Source organism: Alienimonas chondri (assembly GCF_013036045.1).
GTDB lineage: Bacteria > Planctomycetota > Planctomycetia > Planctomycetales > Planctomycetaceae > Alienimonas > Alienimonas chondri.
The window spans coordinates 1-17612 of record NZ_WTPX01000051.1; the positions used below are offsets into that span (position 1 = coordinate 1).

Sequence of the window (17612 nt, forward strand, 5' to 3'; positions counted from 1 at the left end):
GGGCGGGGCGGGGCGGCAAGCCGGCGGCGGAGCGATCCTCGGAACGCGCCCCTCTGAGAAGCACGGGAAGCGCCGAACGCTTGAAGCGTCCGCGATGGACGGCACACTCGGGCCGCTCCGCTTGGTTGGAGAAACCGCGTCCCGCCCCTGAATCAAACTTCCGCGTGTCCGACTCGTCCGAGGCAATTCGGTTCGCGCCGCTCGACCGGCTGACCGAACAGGTCTCGCGCGTGCTGCTGGGCAAGCCGGAACCGATCCGGCTGACGCTCGTGGCGCTGCTCGGCGGGGGCCACGTGCTCATCGAGGACGCCCCCGGGGTGGGGAAAACGAGCCTCGCCAAGGCGATCGCCAAGAGCCTCGACGGGCAGTTCACGCGGTTGCAGTTCACGCCGGACATGCTGCCCAGCGACATCCTCGGGGCCAGCCTGTTCAAACCGGACATGGGCGAGTTCGAGTTCCGCCGGGGGCCGATCTTCACCAACGTGCTGCTCGCGGACGAGATCAATCGCACCACGCCTCGTACGCAGTCGGCGCTGCTGGAAGCGATGAGCGAAGGTCAGGTGACCGCCGAGGGAGCCACGCTGCCGCTGGAGCCGCCGTTCTTCGTGATCGCCACGCAGAACCCGTTGGAGAGCGAAGGCACCTACCCGCTGCCGGACAACCAACTTGACCGGTTCATGATCTGCACCGGCATCGGCTATCCGGACCGGGAGCACGAACGTCGGGCACTGGCGAATCACGCCGGGCACGACCCGTTGGACGACGTGACGGCCGTGCTTTCGAGGGAGGATCTGGCCGAACTGCGAACGCGGGTCGGGGCGGTGCGGGTGGACGATTCGCTGCGGGACTACCTGCTGGATCTGGTCTCAGCGACGCGCTCGCACGCCGATCTGGTGCAGGGGGCGAGCACCCGCGGGGCGTTGACGTTCGATACCGCCGCGCGAGCCGCCGCCGTTCTCGCCGGACGGGATTACGTGGTGCCGGACGACATCAAAACGCTGGCGGTGCCGGTGCTCGCCCACCGAATCGGCGTGCGGGGCACGATGCGGGAAGGCCGGCGGGAGAAGGCCCAGGCGGTCGTCCGGCAGATCCTGGCCGAGGTGCCCGTGCCTGGCTGAGGGTCAGCTGCAGGCGGGCTGAAGGTGAGCTGAGGGGCAAGTCGCCGCGGGGAAGCGCGGGCCGGTCTGAAAGTTGCGGGCGATCGCTCTCGCGTCGAACCGGGGGGAATCGCTACACCCCTCGCGCCCGAACCTTCGCCGAACATTCATCGGACCGCTCGCCGTGCTGACTCGATTGCCGCTCGCCCTGCTCCTCGCCGGCCTTTGCACCGCGTCCAGCCCGAGCGACGGGTTCGCCCAGACGAGTCCCAACGCGACCCCGTCGAACGGGACGCCCGCCAAGCAGGACGCGGCGAAGGTCCGTGCCCGGGCGTTCCTCAGCACCGACAAACTGCCCGCCGGCGGACGGACGCGCGTCGCCGTGGTGTTGGACGTCGAACCCGGTTGGCACATCAACTCGAACCCGGCGCCGACGAAGTACGCCGTGCCGACGACGATCGCCGTGCAGACCGCGCGGGGCACGACGGTCGGTACGTTCGCCTATCCCACGCTGCCCCCGGCGACGCCGGGGGGGCCGCGGCGGCCCGTCAAGGAACTCAGCGGTCGCGTGGTGCTGACCGCCCCGATCACGGTGCCGGTCGAAGCGGCGGGGGCGAACGAATCGTTGACGGTGGTGGTGAAATATCAGGCCTGTAACGCGAACAGCTGTCTGCGGCCGAAAACGTTGACGTTCGGCGGTATGCTGCCCGTCGCCGCCCCCGGCTCCCCGATCCGCCCCGCCAATGCGGAGTGGTTCCCGACGGAGTCTGAGCGGGGCGACGCTACCCGCACCGCCGAACGCTAGAACGCTCCGGCGTTCGGCCCGACTCTCTGCCGATCTGTATTTGATGGACGTTTCCCCCCCGACTGGCAACGAGTCTGCGCTGGTCAAGACGAAGATCGTCGCCACCGTCGGCCCCGCCTGCTGGAGTCCCGAGGGACTACGCAGTCTGGTTCTGGCCGGCGTCGACGTGTTTCGCCTGAACTTCGCCCACGGCGAGCATTCGAAGCTCGCCGAAGTCGTGGCGGAGGTCCGGCGGATCTCCGCGGACCTCGATCGCCCGGTCGCGCTGCTGGGCGACCTATCCGGCCCGAAGATCCGCCTGGGCGAGCTGCCCGAGGGCGGCCTGCAATGCGACGCCGGCGAGACGTTCCGCTTCGCCCGCGAGCCGAACGCGGACGACCCGCGGACGTTGACCTGCACCTACGAGCCGCTGCTGGACGACCTCCGCATCGGCGACCGCGTGCTGCTGGCGGACGGGACCGTCGCGATGCGGGTCACCTCCGTGAAAGAGGACGGCGGCCTCCCCGTGTTGGTGGAATGCACCGTCGAACAGCCGGGGCTGATCCGCTCCAAGCAGGGCATCAACCTGCCCGGCGTCTCGCTGTCGACCCCCAGCCTGACGGAGAAGGATCGCGACGACCTCGCCTTCGCCGTGCGGCAGGGGCTGGATTACGTCGGCCTGAGCTTCGTCCGCCGGGCGACCGATATCACGGAGCTCCGCTCCGCGATCGAAGCGCACGAGTCGAACCACGCCCCTCAGATCGTCGCCAAGATCGAAAAATTGGAGGCCGTGGCCGATCTGGAACGGATCGTCGCGGAAACCGACGCCGTGATGGTCGCCCGCGGGGATCTGGGCGTCGAAGCGGACATCGCCCGCGTGCCGGTGCTGCAGAAACGCATCATTCGCCTGTGCAACCACCACCGCGTGCCGGTCATCACCGCCACGCAGATGCTGGACAGTATGCAGGAGTCCGAGCGTCCCACGCGGGCCGAGGCCACCGACGTGGCCAACGCCGTGCTGGACGGCTCCGACGCGGTGATGCTCTCCGGCGAAACGGCGATCGGCCTGCACCCTCGCGGGACCGTGCGGATGATGAGCCGGATCGCGGTCGAGGCGGAAAGCGACCCGGACTTCCACGCCGCGGGCCTGCGGGGCGAAGCGAACGACACCCGGCACCACGCCCACCCGATCACCGAAGCGGTGACGGAAGGCAGCGTCGCCGCGGCCCGGCAGCTCGGGGCGAAGCTGATCGTCGTCGCCACGCACAGCGGCAAGAGCGCCCTGGCGGTCTCTTCCAAGCGGTCGCCGATCCCGATTCTGGCACTGACCGATCAGGCCGACGCCGCTCGACGGATGGCGCTGTACTTCGGCGTCACCCCCATCCGCACCGACGCCGTCGCCGGCGAACCGCGGGAGCTGATCGCCTTCGTGGTGAAGTGGGGCCGCGAGCAGGACGTGCTGCATTCCGGCGACCGGATCGTGCTGGTCGGCACCTCCAAATGGAGCGCCAAAGGGCACGACCTGATGCTGGTGCATCAGATCGCGTGAGCGACTGCGGCGAGCGGCGGGCGTCAGCCCGCTGAGCCTGTGGACCACGGGGGCGAGACGACTCGACGCTCAGCGGGCTGACGCCCGCCGCTCGCCTCGTCACAGCTTGAACGTCTCCCCGCGTTCCGGGATCACCGGGTCTTCGTCGCAGCAGTCGCGGATGAGGCCGGCGAAGCTCTGCGCCACGTCCGGCTCGCCGTGGACGAGAAAGCACTTGCCGACGCCGCCCTCGTCCGCCATCGCTTCGAACCACCACTTCAGATCGTCGGCCCCCGCGTGTGCGGAGAGGCCGCCGAACTGTTCGACGTGGCAGCGAATCGGCACGCGGCGGTCGAAGATCTCGACCCACTCCCGCTTCTCGCTGATCGCCCGGCCGGTCGTCCCGCGGCCCTGATAGCCGATGAGGGCAACGCAGTCCTGCGGATTCGGCAGCGCCCGGGCGAGGTGGTGTCGAACGCGACCGGCGTCGCACATCCCGCTGGCGCTGATCACCACGAACGGCGGCCCCACCTGATTGATCGCGATGCTGTCCTGCCGCTTGACCGTGTAGAGCAGGCCGTCGAAGTCGAACAGATCGTCGTCGATCTTCAACATCGCGCTCGCCTCGTCGTCCATCAGATCCTCGCGGTCGCGATAGATCTCCGTCAGCCGGGTCGCAAGGGGCGAATCGACGTACACCGGCAGGTCCGGCATCACGCCCAGTTCGGCCAATTCGTTCAGGTAGTAGACGATCTGCTGCGTCCGCCCGAGGCTGAACGCCGGGATCACCACCCGGCCGCCGTCGACCGAGGCCCGCGTGAGGATTCGCAGCAACTCGGAGGCGAGATCCCCCGGCGGAGTGTGCACCTTGTCGCCGTAGGTGCATTCGGAGATCAGCACGTCGCACCCCGGCAGCGTCCGCGGATCGCGGAGCAACGGCATCCCCCGTCGTCCGAGATCGCCCGTAAACACCAGCCGCGTCGCGTTGGGAACCTTCCCGATCGAGAGTTCCGTGATGGCCGACCCGAGGATGTGCCCGGCCTCGCGGAAGGTCAGCTTGAGGTTCGGGTTCAGCCGCGTCGACTCGTTGTAGGCGATCGGCTGAAAGAGCTTGATCGCCTTGCGGGCGTCCTCCTCCGTGTACAACGGCCGGGCGCCGGGGTGCTCCGGGCCGAATCGTTTGAGGCAGAACGCGGCGTCTTCCTCTTGAATATGGGCGCTGTCCTTGAGCATCACCGCGGCGATGCGAGCGGTCGCGGGGGTGCAGTAAATCTCGCCGTCGAACCCGTCCCTCACCAGCATCGGCAACCGACCGCAGTGGTCCGCGTGGGCATGCGAGAGCACGACCGCGTCCAGATCGCCGGGGTGACAATCGAGTTCGCGGTTATCCCGATGCGCCGACGGCCCGCCCTGAAACAGCCCGCAATCCAGCAAGATGCGGAACGATCGGTGCTCCAGCAGGTGCTGCGAACCCGTCACCTCTCCGGCGGCCCCCAGGGCGGTGTAAGTGAAGGACATGGCGAAGCTCCGGCGGGCGATGAGAACGGTCGGATGAAGCGAGCCGGTGCAGCGTGAGCAACCCCGTCACGAGACGCCAACCCCGCGATCCCCCCCCGCGGATCGGGAACCGCCCCTTTCGACGGCGGACCGCGTGCGACAAGATTGATGTGTTTCCGCTCAACTCCTTCCAACGCCGTCGCTCTCCCCGTCGTAGTTCGGGGGGAGGACCGCCCATGACCATCACGATGGCCGACCCCCCGGCCCGCAAGCCCCCCGACCCGCACGATTCCGGGACGTTCCCGTCCGTCGGCGATTCGTCGGACGATGCGCCCGAACAAGAGGACGCTCGCCACGCCGCCGGAGAGGCCAAGCTGGTCGAACTCGCCCGGCGAGGCGATCAGGCGTCGTACGGCGAACTCGTCAATCGCTACGAGCGTCGGTTGCTCCGCGTGATCGGCCGGTTCGTCCGCGACCGGGAGATCGCTCGTGATTTGGCGCAGGAGACCTTCATCAAGGTCTACCGCCAGTTGGACAAGTTCGACACCTCCCGCCGGTTCGGCCCGTGGCTGTTCCGCATCGGCGTGAACCTGACGCTCGATCACCTCCGCAAACAGAAGCGTCGCGGCCGCCGGCCTCTGTTCAGCGAAGTCTCCAAGGACCGCCAAATCGACCCGGAGTCCGCCGACCCGCGGGGCGATCTGGATCTGACCGAGGAGGTGGAAGCGGTGCTCGCCAAGATCCCCGAGAAGTACCGCAAGGTGCTGGTGCTAAGAGACCTGGAGAACTTTCCCACCTCCGAGATCGCCGCGATCGAGGGGCGAAAGGAGGCCACGATCCGCTGGCGACTCGCCGAGGCCCGCAACATGTTCGCCGAACACTGGACGAACCGGCAATCCGCCTGATTCGTCCCTGATTTTCCCTCCGGCCGCCCCACGCGACCCTTCCGATGACGATTCCGTCCACCCCGAACCGCCCGCCCTCGCGGAGCTTGTTGACGACTGAGAGCCGCCGTTCGCTGGCCTTGTTGGCCGGCGGCGACCTCGACCCGTCCGCCGCGACCGCGGCTCAGACGCTCGCCGACGACTGCCCGGACTGCCGTGGTCATCTCGCCTCGGTCTGCGGCGGACTGGAGGCGTTGCGCCGCGCCGAGCCTTTGGAACAGCCCGGCGGGCTGTGGAACGGAGTCCAGCAGGGACTGGCGATCGCCTCCCCCGCCGCGGCCCCGGCGCCTTCCCGCCCGTGGATCCCCGTGTTTGCCGTGACCGCCGCGGCGCTGCTGGTCGGTCTGTTCGCCACCCCCTTCGGCGACGTAATGCCGTTCCTCAACGGCCCGGATCAGGGCGTGGTCATGCCTGCCGCGGAGCAGGAGACGGTCGTCCCGCAACGACGTCCGGGCGAGGGCGTTCCCAAGTATCAGGATCAGCAGGGCCGCGTGTACGATGTATACGGGAATCAACTCGGTCCCCGGTCGTTGTCCCCGTAGCTTGGTTCCAGTAAAGGTCGCCCCCCGTGCCGCTGTTCGAATACCGTTGTCGATCCTGCGATTCCCGGTTCGAGGCGTTGGTGCGCGTCGCCGCCCGCGACTCGGCGGTGAACTGCGAATCCTGTGATTCGCCGGAAGTCGAACGCTTGATGAGCGCCCCCGCGGTGCAGGCCGGGCCGGGGGCGTTGCCGATCGCGAGCGACTGCCCGCCGCCGTCCGCCGGTCCCTGCGGCACGGGTTGTTGCCGGCTGCCCGGGTGAGCGGCGAGCGGACCCCGGCGGTTCGCCCCGCGACGATTAGAGCGGAACGAACCGCCGCCCTCCTGCTGCTGTTGGCGGATACGTCCGACCCGGAGGACCTCGACGCGGATGTCGAGCGGGTCGTCACGCTCGGCGAGCGGGGCGAGTTGAGCCTCGACGGCCTGCTGATTGCTCCCGCTGCGCCGCATGGCATCTGCGGAGCGACGATGGTGACGCCCGGCCCCGGCGGCGCCGCGGATCTGTTTCCGCCCCGCTTGGCAGCCGACGCTCCCGCGACTGTCGCCGCCGATCTCCTCTCTGCCGCTGCGCACTACGCGGCCTCGGTCGATTGCGACCGGTTGCAGGCCTTCGCCGACCCCGTTCGAACGGACGACGCGAGCGTCTTCGACAAGGCCGGATTCGAGCGCATCGCCGATCTGCGGATGCTCCGCCGCGACTGCTCGACGCCGGTTTCTCTCCAGCCGAGACTGCTTGACTCCCTGCTAACGCTTGCCCCAGAGACAGAGTGCCTTTTTCGGGAGACAACCCGGGCGTCGTATGCGGGTAGTCGAGACGCCCCCGACGCCCGCGGGGCCGATGCCGACGAGGATTTCGACGCTCACGCCGCCGCGCCGGGGTTCCGACCGGATCTTTGTCGATTGGCCATGCTTGAGGGAGACCCGGCGGGGCTGACGCTGATCGCGGTCTCGGGGGAGGGCGCCGCGGCGGAATGGGACGTGTGCTACCTCGGCGTAACGCCCGCACACCGTGGGCGGGGCCTCGGGCGTGCGATGCTGGCGGATCGATTGGCGGCGGGCCGGGACGCCGGGGCGGCGGCGGTCACCTGCGTCGTGGACGCCGCGAACGAACCGGCCCGGCGGTTGTACGCCGCGGCGGGATTTACGGAGACGGCGTCGCGCGTGCTCTATCTGAAGCGGCTTGAGCGCCCTTCGACGGATTTCGCTGGAAGCTCGTGATCCGCGGCCGGATGGGGCGACGGAGCGGGTCGAACCGTCAGCGCCGAGTGGGCCGGCAGGATGCGTGGAAGCGACGGCGCCGACGGCGCGATCGCGGGACCGCGGGTTCTGGCGGCAGGGTCGCGACGGACGCCGGCTGCGGTCGATTCGAGGGGTAGATTCGCTGGGCGCTCCCATTGACGGGCCGCCGCCGGTTCCCGCACGTCCGCCGCATGACGCACCCCGTTCCTCGAACCGCCGCGGCGTCCGACGACCTCGCCGCCGTCGTTCGCGGGTGCGTCGGGGAGCGCTCCTGGAACGCCTGGTTCGACGGGAAGACCGCATTCGCTCTGGCGGGGGTGGAACTGACGGTCAAGGTCGGCAGTCCGTTCGTGCTGACCTACCTGCAACGCCGCTTCTCGGCGCCGCTGCGAGAGGCGGCCCGTTCGCTGGGCGGGCCGGCCGGCTGCGTGGCCTATGGCGTCGACGCCGGCCTGCTGGACGACGCGCTCGTCCGCGGTGAATCGAAACGCGCCTCCGGCGAAGCGTCGGCGATTCTGCCGTTCAAAGTGCCGAGCGAGCCTCAACCCGTTGCGAAGATCGCTTCCCCGGTCGTCCCGGCGACGCCCTCGACCCGGCCGCGACGACTCAAGGACTTCGGCACGTTCGTGCCCGGGCCGGAGACGGAACTGGCTCTGACCGCGGCGGCTCGGTTCGCCGCGGGGACGGCTCGTTCGCTCTATCTGTACGGACCGAGCGGCGTGGGCAAGACGCATCTGCTGGAAGGCGCGGTCCTCGCCATGCGGCGCCGCACGGCCGGCGGCCGGGTGTTGCTGATGACCGCGGAGGCGTTCGGCAACCTCTACACGGAAGCCCTCCGCGGTCGGGGACTGCCGGCGTTTCGGCAGAAGCTGCGGGCGGCCGACGCCTTGGTGCTGGACGACGTCGACTTCCTCGATGGGAAGGCCGGCTTCGCGGAGGAGTTCCTGCACACGTTGCAGGAATACGAGCGGCTGGGCCGCCCCGTCGCGGTCTCCGCGGACCGGCATCCCCGGCTGCTGACGAAAACGCCGGACGAACTGCTCACGCGGCTGTCGTCCGGCATCGTTACCCGGCTCACCCCGCCGGACGCGACGACCAGGCGGGCGATCCTGACGCGAAAGCTGGAGGGGAAGAATCTCCCCGTCACCGCCGACGCCCTCAAGTGGGTCGCCGATCGCTTCCGCGGCAGCGTGCGGGAGTTGGAGGGGGCGCTGTGCTGCCTGGAGACGTGGCGGGAGATGACGGGGAAGTCCGTCACCCTGCCGGCTGCTCGCAAGGTGCTGAGCGATCTGGAGCGCGACTGCGTGCGGCAGATTCGCCTCGACGATGTGGAGCGAGCCGTCTGCGACGCTGCCGGGCTGACGACGGAAGAGATCCGCTCGAAGAGCCGCGCTAAGCGGGTCACCCGGCCGCGGATGGTGGCGATGCACCTCTGTCGGAAGCACACCGCGGCGGCGCTGCGGGAAATCGGCGGGCACTTCGGCGGGCGGAACCACAGCACGGTCCTCAGCGCCGACCGCAGCGTCAGCGGGTGGTTGGCCGGCTCCGACAACAACGCGATCGACGCCGCCGCGCTGGTCGACGCGGCGGAGTCGCGATTGCTGGCCGGGTAGGCGGAAGGCCGATCGGGGGGATCTGACGGGTTCTGCCGGTTGGCAGACGGGTCGGTTTCGGCGAAGGTCGCCGTTGTCGGTCGGATCCGTGAGCGGTCCGCCCGCCGTTCGCCGTCCGAATTACGAAGTCAGAGCCGATGTCCGCTTCTCCCGCCGGCCGCGTGCCGCAGACCCTCGCCACCGCGGAGGCCGCCCGCGACGTCACCGCGGACCTGTTGTTGATTCCCGTCTGGAAGCGGGACGACGCGGGGGCCGAACTCGCCGCGCTCGACTCGGCCGCGGGCGGGGTGTTCGCCCGCCTGCGGTCGCGCGGCGACCTGACCGGCAAGGCCGGGGAGTGCGTGGTGCTCCCGGACCTGCCGAACGTCGCCGCGGACCGGGCGGTGTGCGTCGGACTGGGCGAGCCGGGCGAACTCTCGCGGGCCGTGTGGGCGAAGGCGATTCGCACCGGCGTGAGGAAAGCGACCGGCAAAGCGGACCGCACCGTCGCGGCGCTGCTGACGAAAGAGGTCGCGGAGGCGGTCGGTCTGCGGAACGCCGCCGAGGAACTCGCCTCCGCCGCCGTGATCGCCGGCGCCGGGCCGGGCCTCTACAAGAAGGAGCCGAAGCGATTCCCACTGCAATCGCTGACCGCGGTTCTCTCCGATACCGCCGACGTGCAGCCGGCCGAGGATTCCCTCGAACGGGGGGCCAAGATCGGGGCAGCGGTGAATCTCGCTCGGGAACTGGTCGATCGGCCGGCGGAGGACATCTACCCGGAAAGCGTCGCCGACCGGGCCGCCGCGTTCGCCGCCGACATCGGCCTCGGCTGCGAGGTGCTCGGCCAAGAGGAGCTGGAAGCGGAGCGCTGCGGCTCGCTGCTCGCCGTGAACCGCGGCAGCTCCCGGCCGCCGCGGGTCGTCGTGCTGTCTCACCTCAAGGGCGGCGACGGGCCGACGCTGGCTCTGGTCGGCAAGGGGGTGACCTTCGATTCGGGCGGTCTCTCCCTGAAGCCCAACGAGGGCATGAAGGACATGAAGTGCGACATGGCCGGCTCCGCCGCCGTGCTGGGCGCGATGGCGGCGATCGCGGGACTGAACCTGCCGGTGAACGTCGTCGGCTATGCGGGCTTGGTGGAGAACATGGTCGCCGGGAACAGCTACAAGCTGGGCGACGTGCTGCAAACCCGTCAGGGCACGACCGTCGAGGTGTTGAACACCGACGCCGAAGGCCGCTTGGTACTGGCCGACGTGCTGGATATGGCCGTCACCGGCGGATCGTGGGCGAAGCCGGCGGATCGGATCGTCGATCTCGCTACGCTGACCGGCGCGTGCGTGGTGGCGCTGGGCGAGGGCGTCGTCGGCGGCTTCCCGGGCGTCAACAGCGACGGAACCGAGGAATGGTGGGCCGAGGTGCAGGCCGCGTTTGAGGCCTCCGGCGAGGAGGTCTGGCGGATGCCGATGTCCGACTCGTTCAAGTCTCTGCTGGACAGCGAAGTGGCGGACGTAAAGAACGTCGGCCCGCGGTACGGCGGCGCCGTCACCGCGGCGAAGTTCCTCGAACACTTCGTCGGGACCGTGCCCTGGGTCCACCTGGACATCGCCGGCCCGGCCTTCCGCGACAAAAGCGGCGCCGACATGGCCAGCGGCGGCACCGGCGTGGGCGTACGGACGCTCGTCAAGCTGGCCGAAGCGTTCGGCAAGTGATCCGTCGGCGAGCGGCGGGCGTCAGCCAGCTGAGTGATCAAGTCGCGATCAAGTGAGGTCGAAGCCTCAGCGAGCTAACGCTCGCCGCTCGCCTCTTCCGAGACCCAGGCGGCGAACGCCGGCAGGGCGCCGGCGGCGTCGAACCGCGTGATCGCCGGGATCTCGTAGGGGTGAAGCTCCGCCAGCCGGGCGATCGCGGCGGCCGCCCGGTCGGCGGTCGTCTTGGCGATCAGCACGGCTTCGGTGTCAGTCGTCACGGACCCCTCCCAGCGGTAAACGCTTTGCATGCCCGGCAGAACGTTGCCGCAGGCGATCAAGCGTTCCTCCACCAGCGCTCGCGCGAGCGATGCGGCGGTCTTCGCATCCGGGGCCGTTGCGTACAGAAACGCGACGCGGTCGGCGGGGCGATCGCCCTCGGGTGGGAACTGAACGGTCATTCCTCAAGACTGTACTCATGAGCGACGAATCGAAAGCCCCGCCCGCCGTGATCGGCCTCGGCGAACTGCTGTGGGATGAATTTGCCGACCCCGACGGCGGAACGAACCGCCGGCCCGGCGGAGCCCCGGCGAACGTGGCCTTCCAGTGTCACCAACTGGGCCTGACCGGCCGCGTCGCAACACGGGTGGGGCGCGACAAGGACGGACGCGATCTGGTCGAGTTCCTCACAACGAAGGGGCTGCCGACCGACCTGATCCAGACCGATCCCGCCCTGCCGACCGGCACGGTCGGCGTCACCGAGGGCGAGAAGGGGCCGGAGTACGTCATCCATCAACCGGTCGCGTGGGATGCCCTCGAAGCTTCTGAGAGCATCCGTGAGGCGATCTCCGAGGCCGCGGCGCTCTGCTTCGGCTCGCTCGCCCAGCGGGATATCCGCGGTCGCACAGCAATTCAGGCGTTGGTCTCCGGGCGTCCGCAGTCGGTTCTGGCGGCGTTCGACGTGAACCTGCGGCAGGACTTCTACACCGCCGATTTGCTGCGGGAATCGTTGAAGCGGGCGAACGTGCTGAAGCTGAACGACGCGGAGGTTCCCGTCCTCGCCGCGCTGCTCGGTCTGCCTGAAGAACCGTCAGAGTTCCTCGAGGCGGCGATCGATCGATGGCGGCTCGACGCCGCCTGCGTAACGCGCGGGGCCGAGGGCTGTCTGGTGCAGAAGGAGGGCGAACGAGTTGTGCAGGTTCCCGCCGATCCCGTCACGGTCGCGGACACCGTCGGCGCCGGCGACGCTTTCACCGCGGGACTGATCTTCGGCTTGCTGCAGAAGGCGGACGCGGAGACCTGCGGGCGCTTCGCCAACGCCGTCGGCGGGCTGGTCGCCAGCCGAGACGGCGCGATGCCGGACCTGCGGAACGAGTTCACGGCGCTGAGGGAGAAGCACTTCGGCGAGCAGGGGGCGTCGGCCCCCTGAGCCTGCACAATCGTCGAGAGTTCTGAATCGCTCAGAGGGCGAACGCCCTCCGCTCGCCTGTTGCTACGTCAGCAGTTCGACGAAGAGCGCCCGGGCGAGGTGCATGCGGTTCTCCGCCTGATCGAACACCCGTGACCGCGGGCCGTCGATTACCTCCGCGGTGACCTCTTCGCCGCGATGGGCCGGCAGGCAGTGCAGGAAGATCGCATCCCGGCCGGCGCCCGCCATCAGGGAAGCATCGACTTGGAAGTTCGCGAAGGCCCGCAACTTCTCCTCCTTCTGCGCCTCCTCGCCCATCGAGGCCCACACGTCGGTGACGATCGCATCAGCACCGGCGACCGCGGCGGCGGGCATCGCGGTGTGCTCCACCTCGGACCCCGGCACGGCCGCTTCGAGTCGTTCAAGGAACGCTGCGGAGAACTCGTACCCCGGCGGGCTGCACAGCGAAAATTGCACGCCCAACTTGGCGCAGGCGATCGCCAACGACCGCGACACGTTATTGCCGTCGCCGACGAAGACGATGTGCCGCCCGGAGAGATCCTCGCCGAAGGTCTCCCGCAACGTCAGCAGATCGGTGAGCGCCTGACAGGGGTGGAAGTCGTCGGTGAGACCGTTGATCACGGGGATCGCGGCGTCTGCGGCGAGGGCTTCGACGCGCTCCTGACCGAACGTCCGCATGACGATCGCGTCCGCCATGCGGCCGAGCACCTGAGCGACGTCCGACGGGTCCTCGCGTCCCAACAGACCCGCTTCCTTCGAGGTGAGGAACAGATCGCTGCCGCCGAGTTGCGTCATCGCCGCGGAGAAGCTCAGTCGGGTCCGCAGGCTGGGCTTGTCGTAGATCTGCACCAGCGTGCGGCCGACCAGCGGCCGTGAGCAGTCGCCGTTCCGATACGCCGCCTTCAGCGACGCGGCGCGATCGAGCAGCCCCTCGATCCGCTCCACGGACCAATCGAACAGCGTCAGCAGGCAGTCGTCCGGGGCGACGAATGCGGACGCGGACTCTGCGCGGCTCACGGCGGAGTCGGGAAAGGCGACAGTATCGGTCACGTCATTCTCCTCCCTCGGGGGCGTCGCCGGCCTGGTCGGCGGCGTCGGATAGGCAATCGATCAGGACGGCGCAGCCCTCGTCCACGTCCGCCGGGGCGACGTTCAGCGCCGGGAGCAAACGGACCACGCTGCCTTGGGTGCTGTTGATGATCAGGCCCCGTTCCAGACAGGCATCTTGGACCGGACCGGCGGGCACGGTGAGTTGGACGCCGATCATCATGCCGCACACGCGGACCGCCTCGACGATCGGGTTGGACGCGATCAGCGGTTCGAGTTGCTCGCGGAACCGCTCCGCCATGTCGCGGCAGTGTTCGAGCAGCCCCTCCTCTTCAATCGTGCGGCCGGTCGCCAGACCCGCGGCCATGGCGAGGGGGTTCCCGCCGAAGGTGCTGGCGTGCATGCCGGGCCGCAGCGATGGGGCGATCTCGTCGCGGCACACGATGCCGCCGCAGGCCACGCCGCCGGCGACGCCCTTGGCGAGCGTGAAGATGTCCGGTTGCACGCCGAACGTCTGCGAGGCGAACCACTCCCCGGTGCGGCCCATCCCGGTCTGCACCTCGTCGAAGATCAGCAGGGCGCCGGTCTCGTCGCAGAGGTCGCGGAGTCCCTGCAGGAAGCCGGGCGGGTGCACGTTCACGCCGCCCTCACCCTGCACGGGTTCGATCATGATCGCGGCGGTCTCGTCGTCCATCAGGGCGCGAACGGCGTCGAGATCGTTCAGCGGGGCGTAGCGAAAGCCCGGCATCAGCGGTCCGAGTCCCGCGTGATACTTCGGCTGGGCGGTCGCCGTGACGGCCGCCATCGTCCGGCCGTGGAAGCCCTTCTCAAAGGTGATGACCCGATACTTCTCTTCGGGCGTGTGCAGCCGGGCGAGCTTCAACGCGGCTTCGCAGGCCTCCGCCCCGCTATTGCAGAAGAACGCTTTGCCGAAGCTGCGTTGGGTGAGGAAGTCGGCGAACGCCGCCTGTTCCTCGATCAACCAGGTGTTCGGGACGTGAATCAGGCGCCCGGCCTGCTCCTGGATGGCTTGCACGACCCGCGGCGGCGAATAGCCGAGCAGGTTGCAGCCCCAGCCGGGAAAGAGGTCGAGGTAGCCGCGCCCCTCCGCATCCCACACCCGCGAGCCTTCGCCCTTCACGAGGCTGATCGGCAGACGGGGGTAGTTGGGGATCACCGCCCGGTCGAACAGCTGCGCGGTCTCCGCGCTGGAGAGCGAGGAACCGGACCGGGACGAACCGGACGGCGGAGCGGGGGCGTCGAGCGTGGCGGGCATACGGGGTTCAGGCGGGCGATTCGTTCGGGTCGTCGGCGACGATTTCCGTGCCGACGCCGCTGTCCGAATAGATTTCGAGCAGCACGCTGTGCGGCGTCCGTCCGTCGACGAAATGGATTTTGGTCACGCCGGCGTGCAGCGCCTCCAGCGCCGCCTCGACCTTCGGGATCATGCCCCCGGAGATCACGCCGCTGCGGATCAGCTCCTCGGCGCGGTCGGCGGTGAGGTGCTGGATCAGCGTCGATTCGTCCTGCGGGTCGGCGTACAGCCCGGCGACGTCGGACAGGAACACCAGCTTTTCCGCTCCCAGCAGCCGGGCGAGGGAGGCGGCGGCGGTGTCGGCGTTGACGTTCAGCAGCCCCGCCGGCCCCAACACGCGGCGATCGCGGGCCAGGGAGGGCAGCACGGGGATGCGGTCTTCCCTCAAGACCTCTTCGATGGCCCGGTGGTTCGCGCCGATCGCCTCGCCGACCAAGCCCAGGTCCAGCGTTTCCCCATCCTCCCCCGCCAACGACAGCGGGCGACCGTAGAGCGCGAGGGCGTCCGGATCGCAGAGGGCGACCGCTTTGCCGCCCTGTCGTTCGATGCCCGCGGCCAACGAGCGGCTGATCTTGGCGAGCGTCTTGGCGACGACGGCGAGGGTATCCGCGTCGGTGTACCGCCGGCCGGCGACGAACTTCGCTTCGAGTCCCGCTTCCGCCATCGCGGCGCTGATCGCTTTGCCGCCGCCGTGCACGAGGACCGGCTTCAAACCGACCGTTTCCATGAAGCGGACGTCGGCCAGCAGGCAGTCGACCGCCTCTTCGTTCTCCAGCGCGCTGCCGCCCAGCTTCACCACGACGTAGCGATTGCGGAACGCCCGAATCCATTCGCCGGCGCTCAGCAGCGTTTCCGCATCGCGGATCGCGCGGGCGCGGTCGTCCGGGCTGATCGACGCGGATCCACGCAGAGCCAACGAGCCGTCGTCTTGAGGGTTCGCCGGCGGCACGGGATCGATTCGCGGCGGGAGCGGCACGGAAAGGGGAAGGGGCGATTGTGGGTCCGCCGGCCGACGCGGTCAAACCGCGGAGGGCGTCCCGACCGGGGTCTGCGTGGGACTTCGCAGAAGTTTCTTCGCCCGTTCTGGTCGTCACAGCCCGCTCCCGCCGTTCGATCGGGGGGAACCCAACGCGGCGGACAGTTCGCTCTGCGAAGAGGCGCCGCGGCTGTTCCGCCGGCGACCGTTCGTCCGATCTCCATTGGGTCGCGGCGCTTTCGCCGTGGACCTTCCGCCCGCTTCGACTCCACCTGCACCCGGCCAAGGACGGCCCGCCGGACCGCCCTTATGCCGAACTCGCCCCGTTTGAATTCCCACCTCCCGGTGGGAGATTTGCTCGATCTGGCCGACCGCGAGCGACCCGCGTCGCGCCCCGCATGGTTGGATCGATTTGTCGACGCCGCGGCGGAGTTGTTCGATCCGCTCAGCGGCCTCGGTCGGGTGGGGTTTCGCAGCGAGCCGAGCGAGGAGGGTTGGAACGTCGCTTTGTTTCTGGGGGCGACGGAGATCGTCGGCGGCCCCGGCGACGGCTTGATCGCCCCGGCCCGCTTCCGTTTCGACGCCGCGGGGCTGGCGGAATTGTTCGACGCCCCGCCCACGGTGGGGCTAGAGGTCTCGCCCCAATTGACGAATCACGGCGTGGACGGCATCGACGCCGCCCTGACGCTCGTCGGCGAGATCGACGGCCACCCCCTGACCGCGACCGTGCTGAGCGCCCCCCCGACCGGCGCCCAACCGGGCTTCAAACGCTATGCCAACGGCTTGGAACCGCGCGTCGCGGAGTGATCCGCGCGGTTCGGGGAAGCGGAACCGAGGCGGAACGGTACACTGCCCGCCGCTCCGCCGACGCGCGTCGGCCGCTTCGTTCTCGTTTCCGGCCGGTCTCTGATGTCGCCGAAAGTTCGCCGCACCGCCGGACTCGTGTTGATTTGGCTGGTGGGATTGGCGCTCGCAGCCAGCGCCGGTCTGAAGCTGGCGGGCATCCCCGTCGACGATCCCGCCGAAGCTCCGTCCGTCGAAACGGGCGAGGCGGCCGCCGACGCCGTGGGGGATAGCTCGATGGCGGGTGGGTTCGCGGAACTGATGGTTCCGCTCGGTCTGGTGGAGTTGGCCTCAGCCGTGCTGCTGCTGATCCCGCTGACGCACCGCCTCGGGCTGTTGCTGTGCGTCGCCTACCTCGGCGGGGCGATGGCGGCGAGCATCGCGACCACCGGGCTGAGCGAAGCGATCCCCTCGGCCGTGCTGCAGGCGATGCTGTGGACCGGGGCGACGCTGTACACGCCGGATCTGCTGGGCCGAATCCTGGTCCGTGAACCGGCGTCGGGATCGAGCCATGCATGATCCGCTGCACCCCGACCTGCCGTCGCGGCACGAACATTGGATGCGGCGGGCGCTGGACCTCGCCGCGACCGCGGGGGAGATGGACGAGGTGCCGGTCGGCGCCCTCGTCGTGTATGCCCCGCCGGTCGGTCCGGAGGAAGAGGACGTCGGGCTGACCGCCGAGCGCATCGTCGGCGAAGGCTACAACCAGCGGGAAACGCTCTCCGATCCCACCGCCCACGCGGAGATGATCGCCCTCACCCAGGCCGCCGAGGCGCTGGGATCGTGGCGGCTGGAGGACTGCACGCTGTACGTCACGCTCGAACCCTGCCCGATGTGCGCCGGGGCGATCGTCAACGCCCGCGTCCCCGCCGTCGTCTACGGCGCCGCCGACCCGAAGGCCGGCGCCTGCGACAGCCTGTTCCGTCTGACCGACGACCCCCGCCTCAACCACCGCAGCGCCGTCCTCGGCGGCGTGCTGGCGGGCGAATGCGGGGCGATCCTCACCGACTTCTTCCGCGCAAAGCGGGCGATGGGGAAGAAGTGACGAAGCGGCGCGGCCCGCTTGGGCAGCCCCGGTCGCTCCGCTAAGCTGTGCCGG

18 protein-coding genes are annotated in these 17612 nt (G+C 69.4%); 13 read left to right on the forward strand and 5 right to left on the reverse strand.

Annotated elements, in window-relative coordinates; genetic code table 11:
- Positions 1-164 precede the first annotated feature (164 nt).
- The 3 genes from LzC2_RS22570 (at position 165) to pyk (ending at position 3430) form a co-directional block, all read left to right on the forward strand.
- Positions 165-1118: an AAA family ATPase gene (locus tag LzC2_RS22570; protein ID WP_315854607.1), complete on the forward strand. Its 954-nt coding sequence runs from the start codon at positions 165-167 to the stop codon at positions 1116-1118.
- Between the two features lie 163 nt (positions 1119-1281).
- A complete protein-coding gene (locus tag LzC2_RS09465) occupies positions 1282-1902 on the forward strand; it encodes a protein-disulfide reductase DsbD family protein (protein WP_171186214.1) in 621 nt (206 codons plus the stop codon).
- A gap of 43 nt (positions 1903-1945) precedes the next feature.
- On the forward strand, positions 1946-3430 hold the full coding sequence (gene pyk, locus LzC2_RS09470; protein ID WP_171186215.1) for a pyruvate kinase: 1485 nt from the start codon (positions 1946-1948) through the stop codon (positions 3428-3430).
- A 99-nt stretch (positions 3431-3529) separates the two neighbouring features.
- On the opposite strand, the gene LzC2_RS09475 is transcribed toward pyk, so the two are convergent.
- Positions 3530-4927, reverse strand: coding sequence for an MBL fold metallo-hydrolase RNA specificity domain-containing protein (locus LzC2_RS09475; protein ID WP_171186216.1), 1398 nt, complete (start codon positions 4925-4927; stop codon positions 3530-3532).
- A 227-nt stretch (positions 4928-5154) separates the two neighbouring features.
- Here LzC2_RS09475 and LzC2_RS09480 point away from each other — a divergent pair, with 227 nt between their 5' ends.
- The 6 genes from LzC2_RS09480 (at position 5155) to LzC2_RS09505 (ending at position 10927) form a co-directional block, all read left to right on the forward strand.
- Complete coding sequence (locus LzC2_RS09480) at positions 5155-5811, forward strand: RNA polymerase sigma factor (RefSeq protein WP_171186259.1); 657 nt, start codon at positions 5155-5157, stop codon at positions 5809-5811.
- Between the two features lie 44 nt (positions 5812-5855).
- On the forward strand, positions 5856-6392 hold the full coding sequence (locus tag LzC2_RS09485; RefSeq protein WP_171186217.1) for a hypothetical protein: 537 nt from the start codon (positions 5856-5858) through the stop codon (positions 6390-6392).
- A gap of 26 nt (positions 6393-6418) precedes the next feature.
- Positions 6419-6652 carry an FmdB family zinc ribbon protein gene (locus tag LzC2_RS09490; protein WP_171186218.1) on the forward strand — a complete coding sequence of 78 codons (234 nt, stop codon included), beginning with the start codon at positions 6419-6421 and terminating at the stop codon, positions 6650-6652.
- A complete protein-coding gene (locus LzC2_RS09495) occupies positions 6634-7608 on the forward strand; it encodes a GNAT family N-acetyltransferase (RefSeq protein ID WP_171186219.1) in 975 nt (324 codons plus the stop codon). The genes LzC2_RS09490 and LzC2_RS09495 overlap by 19 nt, the downstream gene beginning before the upstream one ends.
- Positions 7609-7820: 212 nt before the next feature.
- Complete coding sequence (locus LzC2_RS09500) at positions 7821-9242, forward strand: DnaA/Hda family protein (RefSeq protein WP_171186220.1); 1422 nt, start codon at positions 7821-7823, stop codon at positions 9240-9242.
- A 137-nt stretch (positions 9243-9379) separates the two neighbouring features.
- Positions 9380-10927, forward strand: coding sequence for a leucyl aminopeptidase family protein (locus LzC2_RS09505; protein ID WP_171186221.1), 1548 nt, complete (start codon positions 9380-9382; stop codon positions 10925-10927).
- Positions 10928-11001: 74 nt separating this feature from the next.
- On the opposite strand, the gene cutA is transcribed toward LzC2_RS09505, so the two are convergent.
- Positions 11002-11364 (reverse strand): divalent-cation tolerance protein CutA, encoded by a 363-nt coding sequence (cutA, locus tag LzC2_RS09510; protein WP_171186223.1) that lies wholly within the window; start codon positions 11362-11364, stop codon positions 11002-11004.
- Positions 11365-11381: 17 nt separating this feature from the next.
- On the opposite strand from cutA, the gene LzC2_RS09515 reads away from it, so the two are divergent.
- Positions 11382-12332 (forward strand): carbohydrate kinase family protein, encoded by a 951-nt coding sequence (locus LzC2_RS09515; protein WP_171186225.1) that lies wholly within the window; start codon positions 11382-11384, stop codon positions 12330-12332.
- Between the two features lie 63 nt (positions 12333-12395).
- On the opposite strand, the gene argF is transcribed toward LzC2_RS09515, so the two are convergent.
- The 3 genes from argF to argB are packed head-to-tail and all read right to left on the reverse strand — an operon-like array spanning position 12396 to position 15586.
- The gene (gene argF / locus LzC2_RS09520; protein WP_315854609.1) at positions 12396-13349 is read right to left on the reverse strand and encodes an ornithine carbamoyltransferase; all 954 of its coding nucleotides are present in this window, start codon (positions 13347-13349) and stop codon (positions 12396-12398) included.
- Between the two features lie 34 nt (positions 13350-13383).
- Positions 13384-14655 (reverse strand): aspartate aminotransferase family protein, encoded by a 1272-nt coding sequence (locus LzC2_RS09525; protein WP_171186228.1) that lies wholly within the window; start codon positions 14653-14655, stop codon positions 13384-13386.
- Positions 14656-14662: 7 nt separating this feature from the next.
- Positions 14663-15586: an acetylglutamate kinase gene (gene argB, locus LzC2_RS09530; RefSeq protein WP_171186263.1), complete on the reverse strand. Its 924-nt coding sequence runs from the start codon at positions 15584-15586 to the stop codon at positions 14663-14665.
- 411 nt (positions 15587-15997) lie between these two features.
- Between argB and LzC2_RS09535 the strand changes: the two genes are divergently transcribed.
- From LzC2_RS09535 to tadA, 3 genes are all read left to right on the forward strand, one after another.
- Positions 15998-16477, forward strand: coding sequence for a hypothetical protein (locus LzC2_RS09535; protein WP_171186230.1), 480 nt, complete (start codon positions 15998-16000; stop codon positions 16475-16477).
- Between the two features lie 102 nt (positions 16478-16579).
- Positions 16580-17032, forward strand: a complete 453-nt coding sequence (locus LzC2_RS09540; RefSeq protein ID WP_171186232.1) for a hypothetical protein — start codon at positions 16580-16582, stop codon at positions 17030-17032.
- A complete protein-coding gene (tadA, locus tag LzC2_RS09545) occupies positions 17025-17558 on the forward strand; it encodes a tRNA adenosine(34) deaminase TadA (protein WP_171186234.1) in 534 nt (177 codons plus the stop codon). Before LzC2_RS09540 ends, tadA begins: the two co-directional genes overlap by 8 nt.
- Positions 17559-17612 lie beyond the last annotated feature (54 nt).

Coding starts and splice junctions, on each gene's coding strand:
- pyk (WP_171186215.1), top strand. CDS start 1,946: ATGGACGTTTCCCCCCCGACTGGCAACGAGTCTGCGCTGGTCAAGACG.
- LzC2_RS09475 (WP_171186216.1), bottom strand. CDS start 4,927: ATGTCCTTCACTTACACCGCCCTGGGGGCCGCCGGAGAGGTGACGGGT.
- LzC2_RS09480 (WP_171186259.1), top strand. CDS start 5,155: ATGGCCGACCCCCCGGCCCGCAAGCCCCCCGACCCGCACGATTCCGGG.
- LzC2_RS09485 (WP_171186217.1), top strand. CDS start 5,856: ATGACGATTCCGTCCACCCCGAACCGCCCGCCCTCGCGGAGCTTGTTG.
- LzC2_RS09500 (WP_171186220.1), top strand. CDS start 7,821: ATGACGCACCCCGTTCCTCGAACCGCCGCGGCGTCCGACGACCTCGCC.
- LzC2_RS09505 (WP_171186221.1), top strand. CDS start 9,380: ATGTCCGCTTCTCCCGCCGGCCGCGTGCCGCAGACCCTCGCCACCGCG.
- cutA (WP_171186223.1), bottom strand. CDS start 11,364: ATGACCGTTCAGTTCCCACCCGAGGGCGATCGCCCCGCCGACCGCGTC.
- LzC2_RS09515 (WP_171186225.1), top strand. CDS start 11,382: ATGAGCGACGAATCGAAAGCCCCGCCCGCCGTGATCGGCCTCGGCGAA.
- LzC2_RS09525 (WP_171186228.1), bottom strand. CDS start 14,655: ATGCCCGCCACGCTCGACGCCCCCGCTCCGCCGTCCGGTTCGTCCCGG.
- LzC2_RS09540 (WP_171186232.1), top strand. CDS start 16,580: ATGTCGCCGAAAGTTCGCCGCACCGCCGGACTCGTGTTGATTTGGCTG.
- tadA (WP_171186234.1), top strand. CDS start 17,025: ATGCATGATCCGCTGCACCCCGACCTGCCGTCGCGGCACGAACATTGG.